This is a genomic window from Microbacterium schleiferi (assembly GCF_015565955.1).
GTDB classification, from domain to species: Bacteria; Actinomycetota; Actinomycetes; order Actinomycetales; family Microbacteriaceae; genus Microbacterium; species Microbacterium schleiferi_A.
In genome coordinates this window covers 2,698,764-2,723,799 of sequence record NZ_CP064760.1, presented here as the reverse complement: position 1 = coordinate 2,723,799, position 25,036 = coordinate 2,698,764, and the positions used below count along the sequence as shown (strand labels likewise).

Below are 25,036 nucleotides of genomic sequence, written 5' to 3'. Positions count from 1 at the left end.
TCATCCCCGGCGTGAGTCCGCGTTCGGGCGCTTCATCGGAGTGACGTTGTGGCTCGGGTCATCGCCACGCAGCAACTGGTTCTCGACGTGCAGCTCGGCGATGGCGGTCGCGGCGATCGTCAGCTGTGCTTCGAGGCTGCTCACTCGCTCGCGGAGCTGTTTGATCTGGGCTGCACGATCGGCCAGCGAGCTTCGCAACGACTCGATCTCACGATCTCGCGGCTGGGACCCGTCGACGCGACGTGCCCACTCATCCATGACCGCAGTCGCACGGTTCATGGTGGCGCGGCTGACGCCAGCTTCGCGATAGAGGTTCTCCTTGATGAGGCGTCCGTCGGTGCGGATCGCCGCGCCGGTGAGCAGGCGCTCCATCGCGTCGCGCAGTCGGCGTTCGGTCGCGGCAGAGATCTCAGGCATCCGTGAACTTCCTCGTGATACGGCGAACGTCTTCAAGTTCTGTCTCGAGTTGTTCGCGATTGTGTGGTGCCATCTTTCGGTCGCGCAGCTTCGCGACGAGGTCGCGTTCCTCCGCGATCCAGATCGGCGCGTGCTCCTCGGTGACGACGGAATTGCCGCAGGCGGTGGGTTGGCAGCGATTAGGCATGACGCCTCCTGCGGCCGCTTCGGCGGGCAGCCCCTTCAAGCACGCCGCCTGCTCAGGGATGCCGAGGCAGTGGTTGACGGTTCCCCATCGGAGCGTGCTGAAGCGATCGCGCAGGAGTGCGCGCAGTGTGCGCTCGTCGCCGACTTTGACCTCGTTGCTTGCGACGGCCTCGACCTTCTCGAGCTCGTCTCGGAAGCGCTGTGCGCCTGCGCCTGCGAGCCTCATCTCGTGGTCTTGGTGAGAAGACCAGGCGCCGACCAACCGTGACGCGACAGCTTCCTGAAGCTCATGCTCGAACTCCGCGGCCCACTCCGGCGTCTCGCTCGCGTACCCGGAGGTCGTGCCGTTCGCGACGGCGCGTCGCGCTGCGTGCTTGAGCTGGATGCCGAGGGCGATCTCGCCGTCTGGCTGTTGCGCGGTGATCACGGCCATCGTCCGCCGGAACATGTGCGGTGCAAGCTGGAACGCGGGGATCGGTTCGAGACCGGCATCCGCGGATTGACCATTGAGCTGAGAGATGAACTGCTTCAGCTCGCTGTGACGATCGAACCGACCTGCTCCGTCGTGCGCTCGATGTTCACGTCGAACAGAGCTGAAGACGTCGTCGCCGAGAGCAAGTCGTTCCGCGACGGCGATTGCTTGCGCAACGGGTTCGATGATCCACCAGTTGCGTCGCTGGGTCCCACGCCGACCCTTCCGGAGCTGGGAGGTGACGGCGGGCGCCCCGTACGAAGTGGTGAGCGCTCCCTTCTTGATGCTCAGCAGTTCCGAGTCGCGCATCATCGTGAGAGCCGCGCAGAAGACGTAGCACGCGTTGCGGAGGAGCTTCAGTTGGACTCGGATCGTCGCCGGGTCGAATCCGTCGATCCACGGACCGACGGATCCATCGGCGCGTTCGATCGCCGTCGCTTTTGTGGCGAGCCCACCGCGCGCGGTCGCGAGCGTGCCGGAGCCGATCGCGTCGACGATGTCCTGACGTCGGCGGAGGACGTCAGGACGGTCCAACTCGGAGAACATCTGCTTGCTGTGCCCATCGGAGACGAGCAAGGAAAGAAGTGTCCAGTGGATCTCGCCCTCGCGGAATCTGCCGTACGTCATCCGATGCAGGGGCACCCGATTTCCGGGCGTTACGATCCATCGCGCGAGCGTGTCCTCGGGGTGTCGTACCTTCACGCGCTCGGCTTTGGGGCGGTCGAGCGCCGACCATTCCGCGGCGGCCGCAAAGATGTCGTGCGAGAACACGTTGATGTACTGCCAACACGCCCGCAGGAGCGGCCACCACACCTGCGGTGGAATCACCGGCGTGCTCAGCTCGGCGCTGGACTTCTGCCCGCTGAGCGCGATCGTGTGGAGATCTCCCCATGGACGGAATGGGATGCCTCCGCCAGAGAGGACTGCCGCGTAGGTGTGCAGTTCGCGAACAGCATCGACTGCTTGTCGCGTTCTGGAGGGGATCCCCATCGTCTTGACCTCAGTGAGGAAGCCGTCGAGGTGCGACTGATGGAGATCACGGAGTGGAGTGTCAGGGAGGTTGTCGGCGTACCACGCGGCGAACCGCTTCAGGCCCTCGAGCTTGGAACGGATCGTCTTCACATGGGCGGGCGTTGCTCGCAGATAGATCATCTGCCCGCGCAGCACGGGATGCACAGGGTTGAGAAGTGCCATTGCGAGTTCGCGAGCACGAAGGTTCCACTCACCGATGAACGAGTCGAACAACAGCACCGCGGAATGGCGGCCCGCAGCAGGGTTCCACCCCAGGGCGCTGAGGTCCCAGCGATCCTCATCTCCGAAGAAGGGGATGGGGAAGTCATGTTCGAGGTGTCGATCTGAGATGACCGCCGTGTCGCTCGCCCAGTAGTCGCTCGCGAACAGCGACACCGGCTCGGCAGAGTACTCGCGATCGACGCTCACAGGTGGACTCCTCTCTGGGTGAGCGGCACATGGACAGAGGCGGTCTCGCACGCCGTCCGCGCGTTCTCGATCTCCGTCGGGGAGAACTCGTGGAGGATGCGTTCGACGTTGACCAACTGCTGACCGTGTACCGCCGCGAACTGGGCCGGGGGCATCTCGTTCTCGTGACCGCGGAGAATCTCTCGGTACGCGAGGACTCGCGGCAGGTGATCTGCGAACACGATCGCGTTCGGGCACGCGAAGCACATCGATGGCCGATGCTCGCAGAGCCGCCCCGCCGGCGTGAAGGGCGATTCGTACGGTGACGTGCACTGAGTCACGTTGATTCCCTGGTCAGTGGCGCTCGAGGCCAACTCGGCGGCTGCGGCAGCACCCAGGTCGCCTGCTGCGTCGTCGACGGTGCTGGCCGCAGCACGAACGAAGACCGGCCCTCGTACTCGATCGAACACCTGACTCTGCGCCGCGTTGACTGCGTTGCCGGCCAGAACATGCACGGTTGTCGACTGCGCGTAATGGCGTTGGTAGACAGCGATGCTGTGGTCGTCTCCCGCCGCGGCGTCAGCGCTGCGGAGCACTGCTGCACGAACACTCTTCACTGTCTTGCGTAGCCGGCGGGAATCGTATGGCTTTGATATCTCGGGCGAGATCGCCATCAGAAGCGACGTGAAGGGGCGGCGCGAGAATGACTCCTGGCGCGCGACGAGATGCCTGGACGCGGTGCGCTGCACGGTGATGAACAAGGCGTCCGCGTCGGAGCCGCCCACCTCCTTTGCCTCCTCCCGAGCTGCCTCGGTGACAGCGATCAGGCGAAGTATGAGATCCCCTGCTCTCCACCCGGTGCCATCGCGAGACCCGGTGATCGCGCATCGCACGGTTCGAGTTCGGTGGGCTCGCGCCTTGTGGAGCCGTACGCGGACCGAGTCTGTCGTGTGCTCGATGTCTGTGAGTCGAACGTCCGACCACTCTTCCGGCGCCGCACCACTCTCCAACTGCAGGAGTGTGCGAAACGCAACGAGGTCCTCGCTGGACGGATAGAGGTGGGTCAGTAGTCGTCGCGTGATCCGGCCGGCATTGGCGCGGACCGGTGACTGTTCGAGCGCGAAGTCGTCGTGGAGGTCGTCGAGCACACCCGATGCGCACGCGCGGAGGACATCAGCCTCGATCGATGCTCCGGGACGTCGTCCGAGATGGCGAATGCCCCACAGGACATCGGCGCTTCGTTCCCACCCTGTGCTTCGGGGATCGTCTGCGCTGGCGAGCAGCCGACGTCCGACTGCCAGACGAGCCTCCAATTCGCGGATTCGGGCGCGGCAGGCGTTGCGAATCGCGAGTCGCTCCGCGTTCGAGAACTCATCGAGCGGCGTGGAGTCGCCGCCCTGGTGCAGCACGTGCGCCTGCGCCCAACGGAGCGTGGCGTCGCTGACGTCACGACCGTTCGCTGCGTGGACGCGGACGAGAGCGCGGATCTGTCTGCCGTACTTGTACGGGATCGCGCTCTCTGGCGGGTAGTTGCCGGCCAACGCGGATTCCCACGCGTGCAACGCGTCGATGAGGGCGAGTCCCGGCGTTGCGAGACTCACAGTTCGCGGGCAAGCGTCAGGTAGACCGCGCAGAAGGCTCATCAGCGCCCGGCGGTACTGATACGCGGTGCCGTCGGTGTGACCCATGGCTCGACGCATGTCGATCAGCGCGTCCGCGAGCTCAGCCGCAAGGACGGGGTGTGCGAAGTCGAGCGGGGCGAGTGTTCCATCGACGTTCGCGGTCGGAAGAACGAACAGCATCTGCCGCGGGGTGAGGTCGATGTTCGTCACGCGACGTTCCGATCAGCGAGGACTGCGTCCGCGTATGTCATGCCCTCGTCGCTCCAGCTCTCGAATACGTCCTGGATGAGCGCATCGGTGTCCTCGATGTAGCGCAGGTAGACCATGGTCGTCGCCGGGTTCGAGTGCCCCAGCAGCCGCTGCACTGTAAGTCGCGGGTTGATGGCGATGTGCTCGGAGATCGTGGCTGGTCCCACGTTGCCTGCCCGTCGCTCCGCCTCGCGGGCCAGCGCCACATCGGTCAGCGATTTCAGGAGCACGACAGCGAAAGTGTGGCGCAGATCGTGCGGAGTGATCCGTGCACGGCGACCGCCCATCTCGTCCTGAGCGAGCCTCAGAGCACGCCCGCTTGCAGCCTCGAACGTCGCGTGCCATTGCCTGCGGCTGATCGGCAAACCGCCTCGACCGACGAACAGCCCCAGCGCCTCCATCCCGTGGTCCCGCTCGATGACGGCAATTCGTCGCAGGTGCGGAGGCAGCTGGTGCAGCCGCCATCTCGATCGCCGCCCATTCACCCGGCCTCGCAGGATGCCTGCCGACACGTCGATCTCGTCGACGACGAACAGCTCGGAGCGGCGTCGCCAGAGGGAGGCAGCTGACGCGCGGACGACCGCTCGGCGCTCCGTCTGCCGGTAGAGATCGACCGCCCGAAGCGTCGTGAGGGGGACGTGGACGCGTCGACGCTTCTGGTACTTCGCGCACGCCTCGAGCAAGACGGAGATGCCGGTGCCCGTCGGCGGCGGGACTTCAGCGTCGAGCAGTGTGGAGAACTCACCGAGGCGCATCCCCGTCGTCACGGCCAGCTGCGCGCCCGCCTTTGAACGCAGGCTCGTTGTGCCCCGCCAACTCTCGTCCAGATCGCCCGCGGCGGTTCGTCCGCCGAGACCGACGTCGAGGAACGTGCGCCACTGCGCCTGCGTCAGCGGCCGAATGTCGGGCTCGCTCCTCCAACGCATCCGGAGCGGCGACGACCTTCCGATGGTGATCCACGGTTCGCGCTGGATCTGCCCGGTCTGAGTGAGCAGCTGATAGATCCCGCGTATCACGACCACGTCGCGTCGCCACGTCGCCGGCGACACCGGGCGCTCGGAGCCGCTCAGCCGCCATTCGCGGAACGCGACGATGTCGTCGCTCGACGCATGGATCACGTCGGTCTGTCGCGTGGCGAGGAACGACGCAAACCGCCTGGCGTCGTATGCGTACGCGCGCAGCGTCGCCGGGTCTGTCGACGCTGCGACGATCCGGAAGTACGTCAACCACGGCTCAACCGGCCGCCACCGATCGTCAAGAAGGATCGGCATCCCCTCGGGGAGCGAACGGGTGCGCGAGTAGATGTCGCTGGCGCGCGCGTCGAAGTCGGTTGAGGGGGCGAGTTGGTGGTCGACGAAACGCAGATACATCATGCTCCGGGGGTGCAGTCGGGTGGGTCGTTGAGACACTGACCGAACGTACACATAACTGCCGTCGGAACCGCGGGGTTCCTCGTGGCTGCCGAGGAGTACCTGCGCAAGCATCACCCCGAGCTGTGGGCGGATGCCGGCAGTCGCGCCCACTTCAACGGGCCGATGTTCACCGGCTACGACTCCGATGCCGCCATGGCCCGCATCGCGAGCATGAACATGCTGCTGCACGGCGTCGAGAACCCGACGATCGAGCGTGCCGACGCGCTCTCTGAGGGGCATCCGGGCGATGACCGCTACACGCTCGTGCTCGCCAACCCGCCGTTTGCCGGGTCGCTCGATCAAGAGACCGTCTCGAAGGATCTGCAGAAGCTCGTCAAGACCCGCAAGACCGAACTGCTCTTCCTCGTGCTCATGATCCGGATGCTGCGCAACGGTGGGCGCGCCGCGGTCATCGTGCCCGAGGGGTGCTGTTCGGGTCGAGCAACGCGCACAAGGCGGTGCGCAAGCTGCTGATCGATGACCACAAACTGGATGCCGTCATCAAGCTCCCGTCGGGCACCTTCAAGCCCTACACGGGGTCTCGACCGCCATCCTGCTGTTCACGAAGACCTCGTCGGGCGGCACCGACCGGGTGTGGTTCTACGACGTGCGCGCCGACGGCATGACCCTCGACGACAAGCGCACCCCCATCGAGGCGAACGACCTTCCCGACGTGCTGGCCCGGTGGCAGAACCTGGATGCCGAGGCCGCGCGAGTGCGCACCGACCAGAGCTTCTTCGTACCGAAGCAAGAGATCGTCGACAACGGCTACGACCTGAGCCTCAACCGCTATAAGGAGATCGAGATCGAGGAGGTCGAGCACCGGTCACCGGTGGAGATCCTCGACGAACTCGATGCGCTTGAGGTCGAGATTCAGGACGGCCTCAAGCGCCTCCGGGAGATGCTCGCGTGACGTGGGAGACCGTGCCCTTCGACGAAGCGTTCGCTGATGTCACGTCGGCCAGTCCCCGCATTAAGCAGAGCGAGTTCGCCGCCACAGGTCTCTTTCCTGTTCGTGACCAAGGCGAAGAGGATGTAGCTGGATATTGGAGCGACGAATCGTTCGCAACAAGAGTTACGCGTCCTCTGATTCTGTTCGGCGACCACACGAGGCGAGTGAAGTACGCCGAGCAGGACTTCGTTGTCGGGGCTGACGGGGTCAAGGTCCTGGAGCCTGCTCCGAGCCTGGATCCGCGTTTCGCGTTTCATTGGATGTGTTCGGTTCGGGTGCCAAGCGCTGGCTACTCGCGTCACTTCAAGTTCCTCAAGTATTACCGCGTCCCCCTCCCGCCTCTCCCCGAGCAGCGCCGCATCGCCGCAATCCTCGACGAGGCCGATGCTGTCCGAGTGCTGGCGGGAGCCCAGGAGAGCAAGCTGCGTGAACTTCTCGATTCGTTCTTCGACTCTGTCGCCGGAGCACCTGGTCGGCGGTCCGTGACGGTCGGGGATCTCGTCGAATCCTCCCAGTACGGAACATCTGCGAAGGCGGGCGAGTCTGGTCAGTTTCCGATCCTGCGCATGGGGAACGTCACCAACGATGGCCGCATAGACCTTACGAACATGAAGTTCATCGATATCGATGAGTCCGATCACGCCCGCTACCTCGTTCACCGCGGCGATCTTCTCTTCAATCGCACGAACAGTGCAGATCTCGTCGGAAAGACGGCGGTATATCGCGAAGCCGAACCTCGCGCATTCGCCGGCTATCTCGTTCGCTTGCGACCCAAGTCCCTTGAACTCGGCGAGTATGTCGCCGGTTACCTCAACTCGCGTCACGGAAAACTGACGCTGAGGAAGATGGCAAAGAGCATTGTCGGTATGGCGAATATCAACGCGCGCGAGGCTCTATCGATCCGACTCCCCGAACCCGACTCGGCGACCCTCACGAGCCTTCTTGATCTCCGGCAGCGCGTGGAGGCGGAGCGCGAGCGGCTCGGCACGCGTCGCCGCTGGACTGACGAACTCTTCGCATCCCTCCAGCACCGAGCGTTCCGCGGCGAGCTGTGACCTGCTCCGCGGGGCTGTGAGGGTCGTCGCCTGACCCTTGATTCTGATGCCCCAGTCTTGCAGAATAGCTCTGTTCGAGAGAAATAGAGCTGAAATGTCTGACTCAGAGCTGAACGAGCCGCAGGTTCCCATCAGTGTGTTCAAGGCGAACCCGATCGCGTACGCGACGACGGGTGCTGTGGTGATGGTGCATAACAAGCCGCGGCTGCGTGTCGTGCCTATCGCTGCCGATCCTGACGCGACCCTCGCCGAGGTCAAGGCGCGGTTGCGCGTGCTCAATGCCCTCATTGACCAGGCGGATGCCGATGATGAGCGTCGTGCGCTCGCGGCTGAGCGTGACGCTGACATTCTTGAGGATGCGCAGTGACGGGGCTTCTCGACACGAGTGTGCTCATCGGTCCGATACCCGCGGCCGTCATTGAGGGCATCGAACGGTACGTAGCGCCGTACCTCGTGCGGGCCGAGCTTCTTCGCGGTCAACGCCGATTCGAGTTGTCGCCGAACATGCGCCAGCGCGCGGCGGCGCGAGCGCAGTTGATCGCGGCGCTGGACGATCTACACGGGTTCTGGCGACCCTTCGGGTCCGCGGAGTCCGACGCATATGCTCAGCTGCGCGCCTCGAGCGAGCAAGCCGTGCAGTCCAAAGATGCCATCATTGCAGCGCACGCGATCGCTGCGGGCCAGACGCTCGTCACCGCAGACCGCGGTTTCACCAGATTCCAGGGCCTCGAGGTCGACCTCATCTGACGGTGGCTCGACCGCCGAGCTGCATCCAGTGGGACGGGTGTGGATGCCGGCGCGCGACATCCACACCCGGACATTACTCGACGATCTCGAAGATGATGTCGAGCCCGTCGTCGGGGTGATAGCTCCAGCTGGCCGAGATGTCGTCCCACTCTCCCGATTGACGTCCATCGAGCGATCGCGTGGAATACATGAGCTCCTTCACCGATGCCGGCGCTCCGACAGCGTCGATGATGCAGTCCAGGTCGCTGAACGAGACGTCGCCGCTGCCGAGGTCCTCGCCTTCGCCGTCGACGATCATCGTCCTACCCTGATCGGCGATCTCGACAACGCCGTCCAGGTTGCACTGGTTGGCAGCATCCGAGAAGAACTCGCTCTTCGCTTGCTCGGCGGCTTCGGCCATCGCAGCGTCATCGGCGCGCTGCGCAGCACCGATGACAACCGCCGTCACAGCGGAGCCGGCGGCGGCACCGACCAGCAGCGAGACGACACCGACCACGATCGGTACCACCCACCTGCTGCCTGCAGGTGCGGGTCTTGCCGCGGTTGGCGGCGGTGTCTCGGGCGGGGCCAAGGGTTGTTCGTTGATGTTCGACATGCGTTCTCCCTAGCCCTCAGTAGCCGACGGCCGTCAGGGCGTACTCGGCCTGCTCGGGCGTGAACTGTTCGCCGTATTCGCTCGTGAGCTGCTCGTACAGGCCCTGTCGCGAGAACGACGTGAAGTCCAGGTATGACTGCGCGGACTCGGCGGCCTCGGCGTTCCAGTCCACCAGACCGTTCTGCTCGAGATGGGCGATGGCAAACTCGGCATCCGCGGCCTCGAATCCCTCGCCGTACTCGCTCGTGAGCTGCTCGAACAGGCCCGCGCGTGAGAAAGCTGTGAAGTCCAGGTACGACTGCGCAGACCTGATCGCGTTCTGCTGACCGAGCGTCAGCTGCGGCTTCTCCTCCAGGGTCAGGACGACCGTCGCACCTTCCTCGATCTCGGTGCCCTCGGCGACATCCTGCGCGATCACCGGCATCGATTCGTCGCCGTCGGTCGCGACACGGATGCCGAGGGTCTCGAGAACAGTGCGGGCTGTCGCGCCATCCATGCCGACGACGTTCGGCACGATGATCAGCACCTGTTCGGCCTCGGTGGTGGCGGCCGCCTGCTCGGTCGTGCGCACCGATGCGGCGGGTGCAGCATCCGAGGTTGATCGCCCGCCTCCCAGCGCGCTGCCGATCCCACCGATGACGATCAGACCGACGACGACTGCGGCCGGGATGATGACCGCCTTGCGTGTGTACCACGGCCGCTTCGAGGGGGCGGGGACGGCGGCATCCACAGGGGCGGCGGCATCTGTTGCGCCGGGCTGGCGCACCAGGTCGGTGCGCCAGGTGGAACCATCCCAGTACATTTCGGCGCCGGGCGCGGCCTCGGCGCCCGGATGCGGGTACCAGCCTGCCGGAGTGGACGATGATGTGGTGTTGCTGTTCTCATCCATGAGAACACCCTTCGGGTCGGATTAGGCGCGCACCCCCGGCGCGCGCCACCGGCCGGTGGCCAGTGGAACAGGACATACCACCCCTCCGACATTGCGCGCGGCGACACCGGCCGGATCAATGTCGGAACCCCCTCGTAGTGTCGGGGGTATGGATGAGGTTGGCATGGGCGAGTCGGGGCAGTGGCCCGAGGCTCAGGATGCTGACGCGTTCCTGCATGAGAGCGATGTGCGTGAGTGGGATGCCGAGGTCGGGTGGGTTCCGCCGCGTCCGGATGCTGTTGCCCTGGTGCTGGAGGCTGCTGACCTTGAGGCGGTGTTCGCTGCGCAGCGGTTTGCGCGGGTCGATGACCTGCGTCTGGAAGCGCTGGATGATGTCACCCGGTATGGGGGCGGGTCTCGGGAGCTGGTGATGCGGTCCCTGCGGTTGGAGCTCGCTGCAGCGTTGCGGGTCACGGAGAACGCTGCGGGGATGATGCTCGCCCGCGCCGAATCCCTCGTCCACTCCTACCCGGCCGTGTTGGAGTCGCTCTCGCGTGCGGGGGTGACGGTTCGTCACGCGGAGATCCTCGTCGATGACCTCGACGTGCTCCAACCCGATGTCGCGGCGGGCCTGGTGGGGCGGGCGTTGGAGCTCGCGGAATCGTTGCCGGTGGGGTCATTCCGGCGGGCGCTGCGGCGGTTGATTGACCGGGAAACCGCCCCGAGCCTGACGGAACGCCACGAAGCCGCGGTGCGGACCCGTCGGATCATGGTGGAACCTGCGGGGGATTCGATGTCGTGGGTGCACGCGTTGGTCCCGTCGGTGGAAGCCCACGCGATCTACGGGCGGGTCACCCAGAAAGCGGTGGTGATCCGTGACCACGACCGCGGCACCACCCGCGGCGGGCAGTCGGGGGATGGGTCGGAACGGTCGTTGGATGAGATCCGCGCTGACGTGTTCTGCGACCTCCTCATCGACGGAACCGTTCCCCAACACCCGGAGCAGGCGCGGGGCATCCGCGCGACCGTGGTGGTGACCGTCCCCGCCCTGGCCCTCCTCGGTACGGAGGGGGTTACTGATCCTGCGGAAGTCGAAGGCGTCGGTCCGATCCCCATCGAACGGGCCCGGGAACTCGCCGGTAACGCGTCGGGGTGGATGCGGGTGCTCACCCACCCCGAAACCGGGGCCGTCATCAGCGTCGGGCGCACACGGTATCGGCCACCCCCGGAGCTGGCGAAACTGGTGAAGTGGCGGGCTGACCGGTGCATGAGCCCAGGATGCGGGAAACCGGCGTCGCAGTGTCAGATCGACCATAACGTTGCGTGGGCTGACGGCGGGGAGACATCCGTGACCAACACGGCACCGTTATGCCAAGGCCACCACGCCGTGAGACATCACGGCGGGTGGCAGATCACCCACCTCGACGACGGGTCGCTCGAATGGGTATCCCCGCACGGGCGCCGGTATGTCGTGAAACCGGAACGACACCTCCCCACCTTCTACCCCACCGCCGCCTGACGGTCCCAGTAGCATCGGCTCAAGGGGTCGGTCGGCGACTCCTGACAGAGGAGCCGTTCGGTGGGGAACTTCGACTTCGTCGCGCAGGCCTGGCCGCAGGTCGGCAACGCTGCCGCGCGCGCCGAAGCCTATCTGCGGGCCGACCCGAGAGCCTCCGCCACCTACGCTCGACGCGCTGCCGAGCTCTTCACTGCCTGGGTCTACTCCGCAGAGAACCTCGATCGCCCCTACGACGACACCTTCGCCAACCTGACCGCGCAGAGGTCGTTCCGGGACACCGTCGGCGAATCGATCTGCGGCAGCCTCAGGATCATCCGTCTCGTCGGCAATGACGCCGTCCACAAGGATGACGAAATGCCCCTCGCGCGGGCGCGTGGATCACTCGAACAGCTTCACCGGGTGTGCCTCTGGCTCCAGCACTGCTACGGCGACCCGGCAGCACCGCAACCCGAGCCGTTCACCTTCGACCGCGTTCCGCCGGCACCGGAGGCCGTCGTGCGACAAGCACGCAGCGAACTCCTCAAGATCCAAGCCGAGTTCGATGACGCTCGTGCGCAACTGAGCGCAGCTGCGGCCCTCGGCGCGACGGCGCAGGCCCACATTGAGGAGTTGCGCGCAGAAATCGCGAGGCTCAAGGCCGAGAACTCCGAACGCAACATTGCCCACAACATCGCCGACCCGACCGACGCGACCGAGGCCCAGACCCGCGAGCAGCTCATCGATCTGCTGCTCCACGAAGCAGGATGGCCCCTGGATGAAGCCCGCGACCGGGAATGGCCGGTCACAGGTATCCCGAGCCCCTCGGGCGCAGGCAAAGTCGACTACGTGCTGTGGGGCGATGACGGCAAGCCGCTTGCGGTCGTCGAAGCGAAACGCACCTCGAAGAGCGCGAAGGAGGGGCGTGAGCAAGCCCGCCTGTACGCAGATGCGCTCGAACGCGACACCGGCCAGCGCCCCCTCATCTTCTACACGAACGGGTACGACACCTGGTACTGGGACGACCGGCGCTATCCTCCGCGCAAGGCCGCAGGATTCCTCACGAAAGACGAACTGACGCTGGCCGTCCAGCGGCGGACGACGCTCAAACCACTTGACACCATCGCGGTTGACCGAGGGATCGTTGAGCGGTCGTACCAACTGCGCGCCATTCGTGCTGTGAGCGACACCTTTGAGAACAAGCGCCGCCGGGCGCTGCTCGTCATGGCCACCGGTACGGGCAAGACGCGAACGGTGATCGCTCTCGTCGACGTGCTCCAGCGCGCGAACTGGGTCAAACGCGTGCTCTTTCTCGCCGACCGCACTGCCCTTGTGAACCAGGCCGTCGGTGCGTTCAAGGCGCACCTCCCCGACAGTGCCCCGGTGAACCTGCTCACCGACCGCGACAGCGAGGGCCGCGTCTTCGTCTCTACGTATGCGACGGTGATGAACCTCATCGATGCGGGAGACGACGATCTGCGCCGCTTCGGCCCCGGCTACTTCGATCTCATCGTGGTCGACGAGGCACACCGGTCGATCTACAACCGGTATGGCGAGATCTTCGAGTACTTCGACGCACTTGTCGTCGGTCTCACCGCGACACCCCGAGCCGACATCGACCACAACACCTATCGGCTCTTTGAACTCGACGACGGCGTACCCACCGACGCCTACGAGCTCGACGACGCGATCGCGGGTGGCTTCCTCGTCCCCCGAAAGCTCGCGTCATCGATCTCGGATTCATGACTCGCGGGATCCGGTACGCCGACCTCAGTGCCGAGGAACGTGAGCAGTGGGACGCACTCGAATGGCAAGACGGCGATATCCCCGATGAGGTGGACGCTGCCGTGATGAACCGCTGGTTGTTCAACGAAGACACCGTCGACAAAGTCCTCGAGATCCTCTTCGACGAAGGGCGCTACGTTCAGGGTGGCGATGTGCTCGGCAAGACGATCGTCTTCGCGAAGAACCAGAAGCACGCCGAGTTCATTCAAGAACGCTTCGACGCCAACTTCCCCGAGCATCGTGGCCAGACGGCAGCGATCATCACGCACGCCTCCGGCCCATACGTCCAGGACCTCCTCGACAGGTTCTCGACGCCGGGGACGAAGCCCGACATCGCGATCTCGGTCGACATGCTCGACACCGGAATCGACATCCCCGACGTGGTCAACCTCGTCTTCTTCAAGCCCGTCCACTCGCAAACCAAGTATTGGCAGATGGTCGGACGCGGCACTCGCCTCCGCCCCGACCTGTACGGCCCTGGGCAGCCGAAGACCGACTTCATCATCTTCGACGTGTGCGGCAACATCGAGTACTTCAACGCCGACATCCCCGAGGTCGCCGGTCGCCGAACGGCATCCGTCTCCGAGCGCTCGTTCCTCGTGCGCTTGCAACTGCTCGCCTTGCTCGCGGGGAGAGATGACACGGATGCGGAGTCCCTTCGCGCGACGCTCGCTTCGCGCCTACACACCGCCGTGGGCGGCATGAACCGCGAGAACTTCCTGGTGCGCAGGCGCCTCCGCACGGTGGACCGCTTCGCGTCGGTCACGGCCTGGGATCACTTCTCTGTCAGTGACGTGGACGCCGCATCCGAGCTCGCGGGGCTGCCGACGGCATCCGAGACCGACACCGACGAAGCAGCAAGACGGTTCGATCTGCTGCTGCTCGACGCGCAAGTGGCCGTCGCTGCCGGGCACCCCGTACCGACGACGATTGCGAGCCGCGCGATAGACCTCGCGCGCAGTCTCGGCGACCGGCGCGGGATTCCGGCGGTGGATGCACAGGCGAGCCTCATCGCGGCAATCAGTGAACCGGAGTGGTGGACGGCTGCCACCCTGTCGCAACTCGAGATCGTGCGGACTCACCTTCGGACCCTCGTGCGCTTGATCGATGCCGAAGGCCAACGCCCGATCTACACGGACTTCATCGACACGATCGTTCAACGGCGTGACGTCGACATCGCGCGCGTCATGCCGGGCCTGAACCGCCGCGCATTCCGCGAGAAGATCCTGGGCTTCCTCGACGAGCATCGCGACAACCTCGCGCTGCGAAAGCTGCGTACGGGACGCGAACTCACGTCCGTCGATCTCGCCGAACTCGAGGCGATCCTTGTCAGCGCCGGGGGAGTGGATTCCGAACAGCTGCGCTCGCAAGCCGACGAGGCCCGTGGACTGGGCCGCCTCATCCGCTCGATCGTCGGCCTCGACCGCTCTGCTGCCGAAGCTGCGCTCGGCGACTTCGTCTCCGCATCCGGGTTCACGCATCGCCAGCACGTGTTCGTCGACCTCATCGTCGAGCAACTGACGATCGCCGGATATCTCGACCCGCGCCGTCTCTACGAAGACCCGTTCACAGGAATCGCTCCGGAGGGTCCGGATGCGCTGTTCACGGACACGCAAGTCACCGACCTGATCGAGCGTCTGCGTCAGATCGACGAATCAGCCGAACCCCGCGACTCGGCGACCGCCTGAGCTGACGCCCCGAGGCGTTGGGCGGGCTACCGGTAGTTGACGAACTGGAGGTCGACGTCGAGGTCTGCGGCCTTGAGGATCCGGATGACTTCCTGCAGGTCGTCGCGGCTCTTGGACTGCACCCGAAGCTCGTCGCCCTGGATCTGCGACTTCACCGACTTCGGTGCCTCGTCGCGGATGATCTTGCCGATCTTCTTCGCGTTCTCTTGCGAGATCCCGTCCTTCAGGCTCGAGACGATGCGGTACTCCTTGCCGCTGGCCGTGGGCTCGCCCGTCTCGAGGCTCTTCAGTGAGATGCCTCGCTTGATCAGCTTCGTCTGGAAGACGTCAAGAACGGCCTTGGCGCGCTCCTCGGAGTTGGCCTTGATGAGGATCTGCTCACCGCTCCACGCAATCGAGGCGTCAGTCCCCTTGAAGTCGTAGCGCTGCTCGACCTCTTTTCGCGCCTGATTGAGGGCGTTGTCGGCCTCCTGGTGGTCGACCTTGCTCACGATGTCCATAGATGAAAGATCGCCCATGTTTGACATCGTCCCCCATCGGGGGCCGACACGGCAAACCGCCCCGACTGTTCGCCGGGGCGGTTTGCCGTCGTGAGCTAGAGCGACGTGAAGCGCTCGATCGTCTCGGTGAGGTCGTCGGCCGTCGCCGTTGATGCGCGGAGCAGCGCTGTTTCGGGCGAGAATATGAATCCCGCGTACGCGATCCGGATTGTGTCATTCCGGGGGTCGTACGAGCCGGTCAAGCCAGCGGGGTGCGTGTTCACGATGTCGAGCAGACGGTCTGCGTTGGTCTCGAATGCGTTCTTCATCTCTAGCTCCTTCAGGGGGCGGCGGGTCTGGACGGACCCGCCGCGGTGGGCATCAGTAGTTGGCGGGGTTCGGGAGGTAGTCGGCAGCGAATCCGCGGCTGTCGCCGTCTTCCCATGCGTCGGCGTACCAGCGGCCTTCGCGGCTGTTCGCCCACTCGAAGAGCACAACCTCCGGCAGGCCGAGCGCGAGCACCATTCCGTCGGCGGCGGCACGGTTCTCCGGCGAGAGGTTGTCGCGGCCCGCGATGTAGCCGAAGCCAATCCAGCGCGAGTCCTCTTTGAAGGTGTCGAAGATGTTCATGTCTAGCTCCCTAACGTGTGTACCGCTTACAGGTACTTACGTTACGTGGGTCAGCCACGGGTCGCAACTCGCGCCGACGCCCGAGTTCGTCAGCCCGTGAGCCCCCGCCCCTGCGTCAGCGACCGGCCGCCGAGCTGGGCCTCGCGGCCGCGCCGGTAGCCGTCCACGAGCGCCCGGTCATCACGCTTCCTTCCGCGCTCGCGCGCCTGCGGCACGTCCTGAGCATCGACCGCGGCATCCACGCGCGAGCGGCGCGAGGAGAGCACCAGCTCCGTCCCCGACCCCGCAGCGCTGACGGCCTCCTCGCGCGCCTCACGGATCACCGCGGCGGCCCCGACGCCGAACCCTTCGATCATCGAGCGCCGGGCCTGCCTCTTCTCCCAGTCGGTTGCCCTGTTGTAGATGCTGCGGCCGTCGCTCTTCCACCAGACCGCAAGCGCGACCATCGCCTGAATCTCCAGCGACCGGACCAGCGTCTCGACGCTCCGCACGTCGGACTCGTATCCAACGATGAACAGCGTCGCGCGGCCCTCGTTGAGCGCCTGGAGCGGTCGGAGTGAGCCGTGTGCCCACACGACCGCCGCGCCCATCTCGAACAGCGCGCGAGCGTACGTGCCCCTGAACGTGACGCTCGACTCGATGATCCGCTCTCCAGCCTCACCGCGAGCGCGCATCCTCTCATCGACGTGGGCCTGCTCGATGCCGTACTTCACCATGAGGCGCTGCGCGTGCTCCGTGAGTGCCTTCGCCTCCTCGGTCGATGTGCTCTCAGCCTTCGCGAGCAGACGCGCGATCGTTTCCAGCTTCCTGTCGTTCACGCTTCCGACACCTCCCACGACGTCACCGCGTACTCGCTGTCGCCGTCAGCGCCGATGCCGGACACGCTGCCCTCGTCGGCTCCTTCCAGCCACTCCTGAATCTGCTCCGCCATTTCGTCGCGCGATGCGAACTTGCCGCTCTCGCGCTCGACCTCCACCTCGACGGTGAACGAGAACTTGTGTGCCATGTCTACCCTCCAGGTCAGGCGAAGATGTCGATGTTGCCGTTCTCGCTGACGGCAATGATGATCGAGTCGACCTGATCGACAGGCCGGGACCGATGCCACTCGCTGTCGACCATCGGGAAGGACAGCCATTCGCGGACGCGAGCCTCGGCCCGGCGCACGCGAGCGACGATGTTCGTCGCATCCGAAGACTCCGCGGCGAGCGCGTACAGCGCCTCGGGGATCGAGAGGTTCTCCATATTCCTAGCTCCTATTCGTACGTACCGCTTACAGGTACTTACGTTACGTGGGTCGGCTACGGGTCGCAACTCGTGTGTTTCGCGCTGCCTACGCGAGTCGATAGACGAACCGGCGACGCGCCGGATCGATCCCCGCGCGCGCGTACTCCGCCGTCCCGGGAGGTCCGCCGATCGCGCCCTCCGCCGTCCCGGGAGGTCCGTCGATCGCGCCCTCCGGCAACATCTTCCACCGGAGCGGGGGAAACGCGCCGCCCGGCCCGTCTCGACGCGGGAGAGCGGCAACCAGGCCGTCCTGCGGCCCGCCCCAGAACTCGACTCCGAGGCCCGGGTCCGGCGACCATACGGCGTTCACCACGACCCCGCCGAGGCCCTCAAGCTCGCTCTGCCACACGAACACGTCGTCCGGGTGCACCTCGCACTCGTCTTCTGCCTTCTGCACGAGTGCGGCCGTGAGCGCGCTCGCCGCATACTCAGTCACGTCGCCACTCGCCGCCGCCGCGGCGAGCGATTCGAGCGACAGTGCGACGCGACCGCAGATCGCCTTGTCAACGATCACTCGGCCCGCCCCTGCCGCCGCGCTTCCGTCGCCGCCTCGGTCGACCGCCCGGGGCGCGACTCGATCCACTGCCGGATTTTCGCCTCGCGCCACACGGGCGAGCGTCCGAACACGTTGTCCGGCTCCGGCATGTCCCACGGCTTTGCCGTCCCCTCGCGTCGAGCCCGAACCGCCCGCTTGTGATAGACCTGCGCAGAGTTCACCTGCACGCCGAGCAACTCGGCTATCGCCGCGAGGTCCAGGAAATCCTCATCGCCCACGCGGACGACCCTACCTTCCCGCTTTGCAGCCCTCGGGTTCATGACGGATCACCCGATTCGTGGACGATACTCTCGTGCGCCTCGATGTCGGCCCAGGCCTCACGTTGGGTCGCTCGGGGCTGGGCGCTCACTACCTCGTCGCACGATCCGCAGAAGCCCTCATGCATCGAGACGATGCGGGTCAGCGTGCGGCTCATGACGGATCACCCGGTTCGGGTGCCCGGCCACCGGCCCACTTTTCGCCGCAGTCGTCGCAGACGTGCAGCCCCTTGTGGAACGCGGGCTCGCCGCACACGCACGGGTTGTCGGCGTCCTGCTCCTCGCCGTGCGGCCACCCGAGCCGGTAGCACCGGTCCCTCATGACGGATCGCCCGATTCCTGCTCAGCGTCGTGCATCGCCTTCAGTTGCTTGGCCATCTGGTAGAAGAGCTTCGCCCCGGTCAGCTTGTCGAGCTTCATGCCCTTGATCTCGCTGACGATCTGACCATCAGGCGACTCGCGGAAGATCACGATGCCGAGCGCGTCCCGCCCGTCTACAACCTCCATGCCGATATCAGCGCTCATTTCTCCTCCTGGGTACGGTTCGGTTGGTTCTTGGGCACGCACTCGGCATGCAGGATGTAGCCGTTCCAAGACGTGCGCTCTTCGGGACGCATGTAGGCCCCACACCGCTCGCACCGCATCAGCTACTCCCGTCCGTTTGATCTGTGTGCACCCACGGATGCAGTGCGCCCGTGACGACGCACCGAGGGCCGTCCTCGGGCTTGCCCTCGCACCTCGGGCACATGCGGCGGATCGCAATGAGGTACACGTCGCGTAGCTCGTCGCTGGCAGTGCCGTCCTCGACGTCCCACTGCAAGCGGTCCGCGATCTCGGCCAGGATCATCTCCGCGTCCATCACGCGCTCACATCTGCGAGCGCTTCGCAGCCGCCGTAGAAGACCGGACCGACCGGATGTCCCCACTCGCGCCCACACCCCTGACAGGTTTCGCCCGCCCACTTGGTGACGCGGTCGCACTCGTAGCAGAAGTCGGTGTCGTCAGCCATGCTGTCTCCTCTCTGTGAGCCCGGGGCGGTGACGCCCCGGGCTCGCTTGTCGTTCGCGTCAGCCGACGAGGGCGAACGCTGCCGCCTTCAGCCGCTCGGCCGCGCCGTCGAACGACCGCGTGGCGCGAGCCCGCGCGACGTCGCGGCCGCGGACCGGCGCAACATGGTCGATGAACTCGGTCACGGTCTGGTAGGCCCCCCACTTCGTCCCGCGGATGCCGTCGAGCGTGTCGCTCGACCGATAGAGGTCCATGAGCCCGTCGCGGTTCGCGAGCGCCTTCTTCGACGCCTTGTCCTCATCGCGGACCCCGAACAGCTCCGCCGCGTAGGCGTCGAACGCGCCGACAGTCATCGGCGTGGCGAGCAGCCGCTCCGCCTCCAGCTCGAACGCCTCCACGTACTTGTAGGTGAGCCCGAGCGCTTCGCGAGCCTCGGAGAGTGCGCGGCCAGCGCCGGACGTGTGACGGATCGAGAACTTCGACTTCGCGCCGCGGAGCGCCGCTGACTGCATGTTCGTGCAGGACACCCGTACGGGCGTCACGGCGAACTTGAACGACGACGATCCGTCGTGGCTGTTGAAGGCGACAAGGTGCAGGCCGACCGCATCTTTCCCGCCGACCATGATGTCCTCGGGGAGCCGCATCGTCATGAACGTGCGCTTTCCACCGTGCGATGCTCCGGCCGCCTCCCACTTCGCGTCGGCCGTGTCGAGCACTGCGTCGAGCAGCTCGGCGTGAGCCTCGTTCTGGATCGGGGTGTAGGTTCCGCCGACGACGCCGATGTACTCGGTCCCGCCGGTCTGGGGGTTCGTCCGCACGGTCGCGTAGCGGTCCGCGACGTCGCGCCGCGCGCCGTCCCACGCCGGGGAGTCATCTTCGAAGAAGAGCGGCACCTTGCGGACATTCCAGCCCGCGAGGTCGGACTCCTTCATTGCGTCGATGCTGCCGCGAACGCCTTCGAGGCGAGTCCCGAGCACGTCCCATGCAGGACGGCGAGTGGCGGCGGGGGCGATTTCGATGGTGGACATTTCTAGCTCCGTTCGTGGTGAGTACCGGTTATAGGTACTTACGTTAGGGGTGTTCGAGTGAGGTTGCAACTCCAGAAGCCTCCTTTCTTTAGCGCAAGCATCCACTTAGCTTCGAATTACCGAGACGCAAGCGATTGGGGATACGATGCACAAGGAACTGAAGAAGATCGCGAAGGCACTAGAGGCCCAAGGGTTTGACCTGGAGGTGACCAGCCGCGGGCACCTCATCGTCAGCCGTGACGGCCAGAAGATCACTACCTTCGCGGGCACGCCGAGCGACGGCCGCTCCTGGAAGAACTCACTCGCCTATGCGAGACGCGCGGGGTTCATTTGGCCGAGGTAGGCAAGACGGGGGCCGGGCGGACCGGCCCCCAGATAAGAGGAGACACGATGGAGCACTACACCGCTGAGGTCGAGGCCGCGCGCCGCGGGCGCATGACGCCCGAGCAGGTCGACCGCTACATGGACGCGCTCGCTGCCTACTCTCCGACCCTGGCCGAGACGCCGCGCGGCAACTTCGCCGCCCGTCTCACCATCCCCGCCGACAGCATCAGGCAGGCCGCACAGACCGCGCTCGCCGTCGCCGAGGACGCGCTCGGTGACATCATCCGGCTCGACCTCATGACCGAGGAGGAGGCCGACGCGCGGGAGGGCGACCAGCGCGTGCCCGACCTTATCGGCGTCACCGCCGCCGCCGCGATTCTCGACGTCTCCCCGCAGCGTATCCGGCAGATGATCGAAGAAGGAAAGCTCGCCGCGCACCGCATCGGCGATCGCGCGTACGCGATCGTCAAGTCTGAGGTCCTCGCGAAGTCACGCGCGTAGAACGACGAAAAAGCGCCCCGCGCACCGGCCCGAGAAAGGGCGGGTGCGCGGGGCGCATTCGTTTCTTGCATTGCCGGACGTCGGCATTCAGGGTTCGAGGCGCGGGTTCAGGGTCTGGCGCGCGTCGCTCGGCGCAGCATCCGTGGTCTGCACATTCACGACCGCGAGGAACGACGACACGACCGTCAGCGCCACCGTGAGCAGGCCGAGCCAGTACTCCACCACGTCGGCCCCGAAGAGCCCGAATCCGACGCCAGCAGCGCCAGCAGCGGCCGCTGCGCCGTAGATCAGGCCGCGCCCAACAGTCGAGAACCATCGCGCCTTCCCGGACGACGAGAGGAGCGACAGCGACAGGAGGCCCTGCACGAGGGCGAGCAGCGACCCGATGAGCCCGACAACCACCTCCTCCTGGTTCCCGTTCAGCCACCCCGCAGCGACGGCAAAGGCCGCCAGCGTGCCGAGTGCGGCATGAAGCGCCTGCCGACGGTCATCCGTGAGCCAGGCGCGGAGATTTGCGATCATGTGTCCTCCTCCATATCTGCGCTGGGATCCAGCCCCAGCGCGGTCTCTATCCGCGCCATCCGATGCGCGAGCAGTTTTGTTGTTGCGTTGGTCGTGCTCAGGTCGTCCCGGAGCGTCGACCCGGAGTTCGGCCGGGTCTCTTTCAGCACCTCATCGACGGTCCGGCTGAGGCGCTCGTGGTACTCGTCGTGGCGTTTGTTCACCGTCCGCTGCTCGGCCATGAACTCCGGCAGGCCGGAGAACTTCTCCGCCAGCTCTGCGACACGCACGACGGACTTCGCGCCTCGCACGAAGAGCCGCCATCCCTTCTTCCAGACGAACCAGAGCGCGAACGCGATACCGGCGAGCCACACGATCGCCTGATAGACCGACACCGACTCCAGCCACTCGCGCAGCGGATCGGGCATGTCGTTCGGGTCGACCGGGGCGGCGGCGGTGAACAGCATCACCGCGCCGGGCAGCGCGCCTAGAACGAGGAGCGCGGTCAGGGCCGCCCACGCGGGGCGGTCCTGACCTTTGCGTTCCCCGACCACGGCCTACGCCCGCCACTGAGGCGACGCGATCCAGTTCGCCGCCTCAGCCCGGTTCCATGCGGCGTGTGTGCCGTCACCGAACCACGAGTCGATCTGCCCGGTGTAGCCCCAACGCTGGCGAAGCCATTCCTGGGTCGCTGCGGCCGTGTTGTCGCCGAAGTCGCCGTCTACCCTCAGGTTGTGACCGAGCGCCTCGCGCGCGTATCCGAGGCGATTCAGGAACCGCTGAAGCGCCGCGATCATGACGGGGCCGGGAGTGTTGTTTCCCCGGTAGCCGTCGTACCGGCGGAGCATCGCCGCGATCCCGTTCCAGTTCCAGCCCTTCACGACGACGCCAGGGTCCGGGCGGGAGGATGTCTGCACCGCCGCGGCGGGCGTGCCCCCGTATGCGCCGACGGTGACGGCGTGGTTCTCGTGGTGCCAGCCCTCCGAGTCGGGGACGCCCCACCCGCCCCAGGTGAACCCATAGGGCGCAGCGACCTCCTGCCAGATGTGCCAGCGCTCCGTTCCCTTACGGGTCAGCCCGTAGTCCTGGCCGGTGTCGCGGAGGTCGAGCGCGCGGGGGCCGGAGGGGCCGATTTCGCAGTGCGAGGACTCGCTGGGCTTTGCCCACTTGACGCTCGTGCGCCCCGCGAGCATGTCCTCGTATCCCGCCCGCTGCTCTTCCTCCGTTCGGACGCCTGACGTGACCTTGACGTCGAGGCCGGTACGTTCCTTGAATGCCGCCGCGGCCTGCCGGTAGGCGGCGGCGACGTTCTTCTCGACCCGCTGGCCGTCGATGATGTCGTACTCGAAACCCATGATGAGTTCCCCTTTCTGTTGGTTTGTGACCCGGCGGTCGGGTCAGGAGTTGATGCGTTTCGTTTCCGTCGACAGCTCGCCCCGGCCAGCCGGTCCCAGGTCCGCATGTCTTCTTGCCCGAGCGTCCACAGCCCGAGGCCTTGGAGGCCGTAGTCGAAGAGCGCCCGGTCCCGCCAATGCGCGACCGTCTCGGCGTCGGACCAGTACGCGACGACCGCACCGTCCCGGTTCACCGCGAGCACCCGGCCGAACCACACGTCGTGATCCGTCGCCGTGACCCGCACCGCTGCCGGTACGTCCGCGGACAGCGGCGCGTCGACCCAGTGCTCGTGCGCCCAGTCGAGCGAGTAGCCGTCGGAGCGTGTCTCCCACTCATCGACGTCTGCGTTCGGCCGGAACCTGTTCGCCGCGTCCCACGTCACGTCGGACCGGGGGACGCGGCCGAGGAGCGCAGACGAGCCGCCCACGCTGACCTCCACGGCTTCCCGCGGCTGATACCACCAGCCGTCGCCGACGTAGACCCGATCGACCCAGAGCCCCGACTGCGATACCACCGCGGCGGTGCCACCCGAAGGCGTCACCGCCGCCGACAGCACCAGCGGCAGCTCCGAAGTGTCGTACAGGGCGAAGTAGACGCGAGCGGTGTTCTCCCGCACGCGGAGCCCGAGCACGAACCGGCCCGTCCCCGCAGCCGCATCGACCGGCCGGGCCGTAGCCCAGCCCGACGCGATGATCGTCGCGCCCTCCTTCAGGCGAATCTCACCCGACGGATGCACCTCGGCAGTGATGCCTCGGACGGTCACTCCCGACCAGCCGTATCCGCCGACGAACTGGCCGCGCACCTGCATGTAGAGCGCATCGTCGGTGAAGTCGTGCGCGAGGTCGAGCTGGCCCACCCCGCGGTACTGCGAGTACCCCGTCTCGGCGTCCTCCCAGTACCCCCAGGAGCCGGACGCGACGTCGTAGAACAGCGCCAGGGTCCCCGCCGTCGATGCCGAGTCATCGAGGATGGTCGCGGCCACGGGATAGCGCCGCAGAATCTCCGCGGTGATCGTGAACCCGACCTTCGGCCCTACCCGGTTCCCGTCCTGGTCAACCACCTTCCGGGGATGCAGCGTGTACGTTGCCCCCGATCCGCCCGCCGAATTGTCGACCACGGCCCAGTACGGCTCGCCCGCCGCGAGGCCGTATCGCGCCCAGTAGGGCCGCCCGGCATACTCTGCGGCCGTCACCCCGGCAGAGGACCCGGCATCCCAGTCCGGCGCATCCCGCCAGTCATAGACCCCCAGGAATCCCCATGCCGACCCCGACTCGGGCTCGCGGAACGCGAGCCAACCGATCCTGTCGTGCATCCCGGACCCTTCCGGGTTTGCGTCGTTGCCGTCGATCGCTCGATACCCGGTGAAGAACTGCCAAGCCGCGTAATAGGTCCCCGACGCGCCTCGATAGGTCTTGCCGAGCGCGGCCGGGTAGTTGTGGATGTCCCAGAAATACGAATAGAGCGGGACGCCCATCCGAACCTTCGCCGGGTCCACCTGCGACGTCACCCAGTCGTATACGTCCTCCATCCAGTAGCCCGGGGAGACCGGGCCGGGAGCGGAGCCGGACCACGCGAAGTCGTAGGACATGATCGTCAGGTGGTCGAGAATCTGTCCGAGCTGCTTGTACCTCACCCAGTTCTCGCCGCCGACCGAGCCCGTCGCCGTTAGTGGCGGAAGAGCGGCCGCGCACTCCAGCCCCCGCTCGTGGCAGAGCCCGGCGACGCGACGAAAGAGGTCCTCGGCCGGTAGCGCGTTGTACGCCTCGCCGCCGCGCTCCAAGTCGATGTCGACTCCTGACAGCCACGGGTACTCATCCAGCGCGGCGGAGAGGCCCGCCAGCAGCGCATCCTGCGCCGACCTGCTATCGAGTAGTGACTGGAAGATCGACTGCACGCCGTCGTTACGGAACGCGAGCCAGAACCGGAGATGCGGCCACTTCTCCCGGTAGGGATCGAGCAGCGCCGGGTCGAAGTCCTCACTCAAGGTTCCCGTCGCGTCGACATGCCAGCCGAAGATCGACACGTCGGTGATCCGATCGCCGTAGTGCTCCAGCGCGGCCCGCACGCGATCCGTCCAGAGCAGCCCGACCCACACCCATACCCTCACGGGGC

Annotated in this window: 29 protein-coding genes and 1 pseudogene; 9 read left to right on the top strand and 21 right to left on the bottom strand. The window is 66.1% G+C overall.

All coding sequences use genetic code 11. From position 1 onward, the window contains the following. The 4 genes from IT882_RS13295 to IT882_RS13280 are packed head-to-tail and all read right to left on the bottom strand — an operon-like array spanning position 1 to position 5,738. Positions 1–417, bottom strand: coding sequence for a hypothetical protein (locus tag IT882_RS13295; protein ID WP_195692256.1), 417 nt, complete (start codon positions 415–417; stop codon positions 1–3). Beyond that, positions 410–2,515, bottom strand: a complete 2,106-nt coding sequence (locus IT882_RS13290; RefSeq protein WP_195692255.1) for a hypothetical protein — start codon at positions 2,513–2,515, stop codon at positions 410–412. Before IT882_RS13290 ends, IT882_RS13295 begins: the two co-directional genes overlap by 8 nt. Further along, entirely contained in the window at positions 2,512–4,326 is a 1,815-nt protein-coding gene (locus tag IT882_RS13285) for a hypothetical protein (RefSeq protein ID WP_195692254.1), read from the bottom strand. Before IT882_RS13285 ends, IT882_RS13290 begins: the two co-directional genes overlap by 4 nt. Next, a complete protein-coding gene (locus IT882_RS13280) occupies positions 4,323–5,738 on the bottom strand; it encodes a tyrosine-type recombinase/integrase (protein ID WP_195692253.1) in 1,416 nt (471 codons plus the stop codon). Before IT882_RS13280 ends, IT882_RS13285 begins: the two co-directional genes overlap by 4 nt. 81 nt (positions 5,739–5,819) lie before the next feature. On the opposite strand from IT882_RS13280, the pseudogene IT882_RS16955 reads away from it, so the two are divergent. From IT882_RS16955 to IT882_RS13260, 5 genes and pseudogenes are all read left to right on the top strand, one after another. Then, positions 5,820–6,403 (top strand): annotated as a pseudogene (locus IT882_RS16955) (HsdM family class I SAM-dependent methyltransferase). Continuing rightward, positions 6,370–6,690, top strand: a complete 321-nt coding sequence (locus IT882_RS16945; protein ID WP_267490526.1) for a hypothetical protein — start codon at positions 6,370–6,372, stop codon at positions 6,688–6,690. Before IT882_RS16955 ends, IT882_RS16945 begins: the two are co-directional and overlap by 34 nt. After that, positions 6,687–7,784, top strand: coding sequence for a restriction endonuclease subunit S (locus IT882_RS13270; protein ID WP_195692252.1), 1,098 nt, complete (start codon positions 6,687–6,689; stop codon positions 7,782–7,784). The genes IT882_RS16945 and IT882_RS13270 overlap by 4 nt, the downstream gene beginning before the upstream one ends. Before the next feature lie 94 nt (positions 7,785–7,878). Next, positions 7,879–8,151 (top strand): hypothetical protein, encoded by a 273-nt coding sequence (locus IT882_RS13265; RefSeq protein WP_195692251.1) that lies wholly within the window; start codon positions 7,879–7,881, stop codon positions 8,149–8,151. After that, on the top strand, positions 8,148–8,531 hold the full coding sequence (locus IT882_RS13260) for a PIN domain-containing protein (RefSeq protein ID WP_195692250.1): 384 nt from the start codon (positions 8,148–8,150) through the stop codon (positions 8,529–8,531). The genes IT882_RS13265 and IT882_RS13260 overlap by 4 nt, the downstream gene beginning before the upstream one ends. 73 nt (positions 8,532–8,604) lie before the next feature. Here the strand turns inward: IT882_RS13260 and IT882_RS13255 are convergent, their stop codons facing one another. After that, on the bottom strand, positions 8,605–9,039 hold the full coding sequence (locus tag IT882_RS13255) for a hypothetical protein (RefSeq protein WP_195692249.1): 435 nt from the start codon (positions 9,037–9,039) through the stop codon (positions 8,605–8,607). A gap of 103 nt (positions 9,040–9,142) precedes the next feature. Further along, positions 9,143–10,015: an Ltp family lipoprotein gene (locus IT882_RS13250; RefSeq protein WP_195692248.1), complete on the bottom strand. Its 873-nt coding sequence runs from the start codon at positions 10,013–10,015 to the stop codon at positions 9,143–9,145. A 148-nt stretch (positions 10,016–10,163) separates the two neighbouring features. On the opposite strand from IT882_RS13250, the gene IT882_RS13245 reads away from it, so the two are divergent. Genes IT882_RS13245 through IT882_RS16680 form a run of 3 tightly spaced genes read left to right on the top strand, consistent with a single transcriptional unit; the run spans position 10,164 to position 14,962 of the window. Continuing rightward, entirely contained in the window at positions 10,164–11,513 is a 1,350-nt protein-coding gene (locus IT882_RS13245; RefSeq protein ID WP_229382130.1) for an HNH endonuclease, read from the top strand. Positions 11,514–11,573: 60 nt separating this feature from the next. After that, positions 11,574–13,235: a DEAD/DEAH box helicase family protein gene (locus tag IT882_RS16685; RefSeq protein WP_229382129.1), complete on the top strand. Its 1,662-nt coding sequence runs from the start codon at positions 11,574–11,576 to the stop codon at positions 13,233–13,235. Beyond that, positions 13,232–14,962 carry a type I restriction-modification enzyme R subunit C-terminal domain-containing protein gene (locus IT882_RS16680; protein ID WP_229382128.1) on the top strand — a complete coding sequence of 577 codons (1,731 nt, stop codon included), beginning with the start codon at positions 13,232–13,234 and terminating at the stop codon, positions 14,960–14,962. Before IT882_RS16685 ends, IT882_RS16680 begins: the two co-directional genes overlap by 4 nt. A 26-nt stretch (positions 14,963–14,988) precedes the next feature. Here IT882_RS16680 and IT882_RS13235 read toward each other — a convergent pair whose 3' ends face one another. The 12 genes from IT882_RS13235 to IT882_RS13180 all read right to left on the bottom strand — a co-directional run bounded on the left by IT882_RS13235 (position 14,989) and on the right by IT882_RS13180 (position 20,203). Beyond that, entirely contained in the window at positions 14,989–15,480 is a 492-nt protein-coding gene (locus IT882_RS13235) for a YajQ family cyclic di-GMP-binding protein (RefSeq protein ID WP_195692246.1), read from the bottom strand. A gap of 77 nt (positions 15,481–15,557) precedes the next feature. Beyond that, a complete protein-coding gene (locus IT882_RS13230) occupies positions 15,558–15,770 on the bottom strand; it encodes a hypothetical protein (protein ID WP_195692245.1) in 213 nt (70 codons plus the stop codon). Positions 15,771–15,822: 52 nt separating this feature from the next. Then, on the bottom strand, positions 15,823–16,071 hold the full coding sequence (locus IT882_RS13225) for a hypothetical protein (protein WP_195692244.1): 249 nt from the start codon (positions 16,069–16,071) through the stop codon (positions 15,823–15,825). 89 nt (positions 16,072–16,160) lie between these two features. After that, on the bottom strand, positions 16,161–16,889 hold the full coding sequence (locus IT882_RS13220; RefSeq protein ID WP_195692243.1) for a DUF2786 domain-containing protein: 729 nt from the start codon (positions 16,887–16,889) through the stop codon (positions 16,161–16,163). Beyond that, positions 16,886–17,077 (bottom strand): hypothetical protein, encoded by a 192-nt coding sequence (locus IT882_RS13215; protein WP_195692242.1) that lies wholly within the window; start codon positions 17,075–17,077, stop codon positions 16,886–16,888. The genes IT882_RS13220 and IT882_RS13215 overlap by 4 nt, the downstream gene beginning before the upstream one ends. Positions 17,078–17,091: 14 nt before the next feature. Further along, complete coding sequence (locus IT882_RS13210) at positions 17,092–17,313, bottom strand: hypothetical protein (RefSeq protein WP_195692241.1); 222 nt, start codon at positions 17,311–17,313, stop codon at positions 17,092–17,094. 88 nt (positions 17,314–17,401) lie between these two features. After that, on the bottom strand, positions 17,402–17,869 hold the full coding sequence (locus IT882_RS13205) for a hypothetical protein (RefSeq protein ID WP_195692240.1): 468 nt from the start codon (positions 17,867–17,869) through the stop codon (positions 17,402–17,404). Next, complete coding sequence (locus IT882_RS13200; protein WP_195692239.1) at positions 17,866–18,129, bottom strand: hypothetical protein; 264 nt, start codon at positions 18,127–18,129, stop codon at positions 17,866–17,868. The genes IT882_RS13205 and IT882_RS13200 overlap by 4 nt, the downstream gene beginning before the upstream one ends. 357 nt (positions 18,130–18,486) lie before the next feature. Then, on the bottom strand, positions 18,487–18,693 hold the full coding sequence (locus tag IT882_RS13195; protein ID WP_195692238.1) for a hypothetical protein: 207 nt from the start codon (positions 18,691–18,693) through the stop codon (positions 18,487–18,489). 118 nt (positions 18,694–18,811) lie between these two features. Next, the gene (locus IT882_RS13190; RefSeq protein WP_195692237.1) at positions 18,812–19,030 is read right to left on the bottom strand and encodes a hypothetical protein; all 219 of its coding nucleotides are present in this window, start codon (positions 19,028–19,030) and stop codon (positions 18,812–18,814) included. After that, positions 19,027–19,176: a hypothetical protein gene (locus tag IT882_RS13185; protein ID WP_195692236.1), complete on the bottom strand. Its 150-nt coding sequence runs from the start codon at positions 19,174–19,176 to the stop codon at positions 19,027–19,029. The genes IT882_RS13190 and IT882_RS13185 overlap by 4 nt, the downstream gene beginning before the upstream one ends. A 58-nt stretch (positions 19,177–19,234) precedes the next feature. Then, on the bottom strand, positions 19,235–20,203 hold the full coding sequence (locus IT882_RS13180; RefSeq protein WP_195692235.1) for a DUF932 domain-containing protein: 969 nt from the start codon (positions 20,201–20,203) through the stop codon (positions 19,235–19,237). A gap of 390 nt (positions 20,204–20,593) precedes the next feature. On the opposite strand from IT882_RS13180, the gene IT882_RS13170 reads away from it, so the two are divergent. Further along, positions 20,594–21,028 carry a helix-turn-helix domain-containing protein gene (locus IT882_RS13170; RefSeq protein WP_195692233.1) on the top strand — a complete coding sequence of 145 codons (435 nt, stop codon included), beginning with the start codon at positions 20,594–20,596 and terminating at the stop codon, positions 21,026–21,028. An 87-nt stretch (positions 21,029–21,115) separates the two neighbouring features. Here the strand turns inward: IT882_RS13170 and IT882_RS13165 are convergent, their stop codons facing one another. From IT882_RS13165 to IT882_RS13155, 3 genes are all read right to left on the bottom strand, one after another. Further along, positions 21,116–21,550: a hypothetical protein gene (locus IT882_RS13165; RefSeq protein ID WP_195692232.1), complete on the bottom strand. Its 435-nt coding sequence runs from the start codon at positions 21,548–21,550 to the stop codon at positions 21,116–21,118. After that, entirely contained in the window at positions 21,547–22,083 is a 537-nt protein-coding gene (locus tag IT882_RS13160) for a hypothetical protein (RefSeq protein WP_195692231.1), read from the bottom strand. Before IT882_RS13160 ends, IT882_RS13165 begins: the two co-directional genes overlap by 4 nt. Before the next feature lie 518 nt (positions 22,084–22,601). Then, positions 22,602–25,031 carry a glycosyl hydrolase family 18 protein gene (locus tag IT882_RS13155; protein ID WP_195692230.1) on the bottom strand — a complete coding sequence of 810 codons (2,430 nt, stop codon included), beginning with the start codon at positions 25,029–25,031 and terminating at the stop codon, positions 22,602–22,604. Between the last annotated feature and the right edge of the window lie 5 nt (positions 25,032–25,036).

What these genes read in the sequence shown, in the direction of transcription:
- IT882_RS13170 (WP_195692233.1), top strand. Translation starts at nt 20,594, where the DNA reads ATGGAGCACTACACCGCTGAGGTCGAGGCCGCGCGCCGCGGGCGCATG.
- IT882_RS13185 (WP_195692236.1), bottom strand. Translation starts at nt 19,176, where the DNA reads ATGGCTGACGACACCGACTTCTGCTACGAGTGCGACCGCGTCACCAAG.
- IT882_RS13265 (WP_195692251.1), top strand. Translation starts at nt 7,879, where the DNA reads ATGTCTGACTCAGAGCTGAACGAGCCGCAGGTTCCCATCAGTGTGTTC.
- IT882_RS13180 (WP_195692235.1), bottom strand. Translation starts at nt 20,203, where the DNA reads ATGTCCACCATCGAAATCGCCCCCGCCGCCACTCGCCGTCCTGCATGG.
- IT882_RS13230 (WP_195692245.1), bottom strand. Translation starts at nt 15,770, where the DNA reads ATGAAGAACGCATTCGAGACCAACGCAGACCGTCTGCTCGACATCGTG.
- IT882_RS13215 (WP_195692242.1), bottom strand. Translation starts at nt 17,077, where the DNA reads ATGGCACACAAGTTCTCGTTCACCGTCGAGGTGGAGGTCGAGCGCGAG.
- IT882_RS13195 (WP_195692238.1), bottom strand. Translation starts at nt 18,693, where the DNA reads ATGAGCGCTGATATCGGCATGGAGGTTGTAGACGGGCGGGACGCGCTC.
- IT882_RS13165 (WP_195692232.1), bottom strand. Translation starts at nt 21,550, where the DNA reads ATGATCGCAAATCTCCGCGCCTGGCTCACGGATGACCGTCGGCAGGCG.
- IT882_RS13225 (WP_195692244.1), bottom strand. Translation starts at nt 16,071, where the DNA reads ATGAACATCTTCGACACCTTCAAAGAGGACTCGCGCTGGATTGGCTTC.
- IT882_RS16680 (WP_229382128.1), top strand. Translation starts at nt 13,232, where the DNA reads ATGACTCGCGGGATCCGGTACGCCGACCTCAGTGCCGAGGAACGTGAG.
- IT882_RS13235 (WP_195692246.1), bottom strand. Translation starts at nt 15,480, where the DNA reads ATGGGCGATCTTTCATCTATGGACATCGTGAGCAAGGTCGACCACCAG.
- IT882_RS13245 (WP_229382130.1), top strand. Translation starts at nt 10,164, where the DNA reads ATGGATGAGGTTGGCATGGGCGAGTCGGGGCAGTGGCCCGAGGCTCAG.
- IT882_RS13280 (WP_195692253.1), bottom strand. Translation starts at nt 5,738, where the DNA reads ATGATGTATCTGCGTTTCGTCGACCACCAACTCGCCCCCTCAACCGAC.
- IT882_RS13295 (WP_195692256.1), bottom strand. Translation starts at nt 417, where the DNA reads ATGCCTGAGATCTCTGCCGCGACCGAACGCCGACTGCGCGACGCGATG.
- IT882_RS13210 (WP_195692241.1), bottom strand. Translation starts at nt 17,313, where the DNA reads ATGGAGAACCTCTCGATCCCCGAGGCGCTGTACGCGCTCGCCGCGGAG.
- IT882_RS13250 (WP_195692248.1), bottom strand. Translation starts at nt 10,015, where the DNA reads ATGGATGAGAACAGCAACACCACATCATCGTCCACTCCGGCAGGCTGG.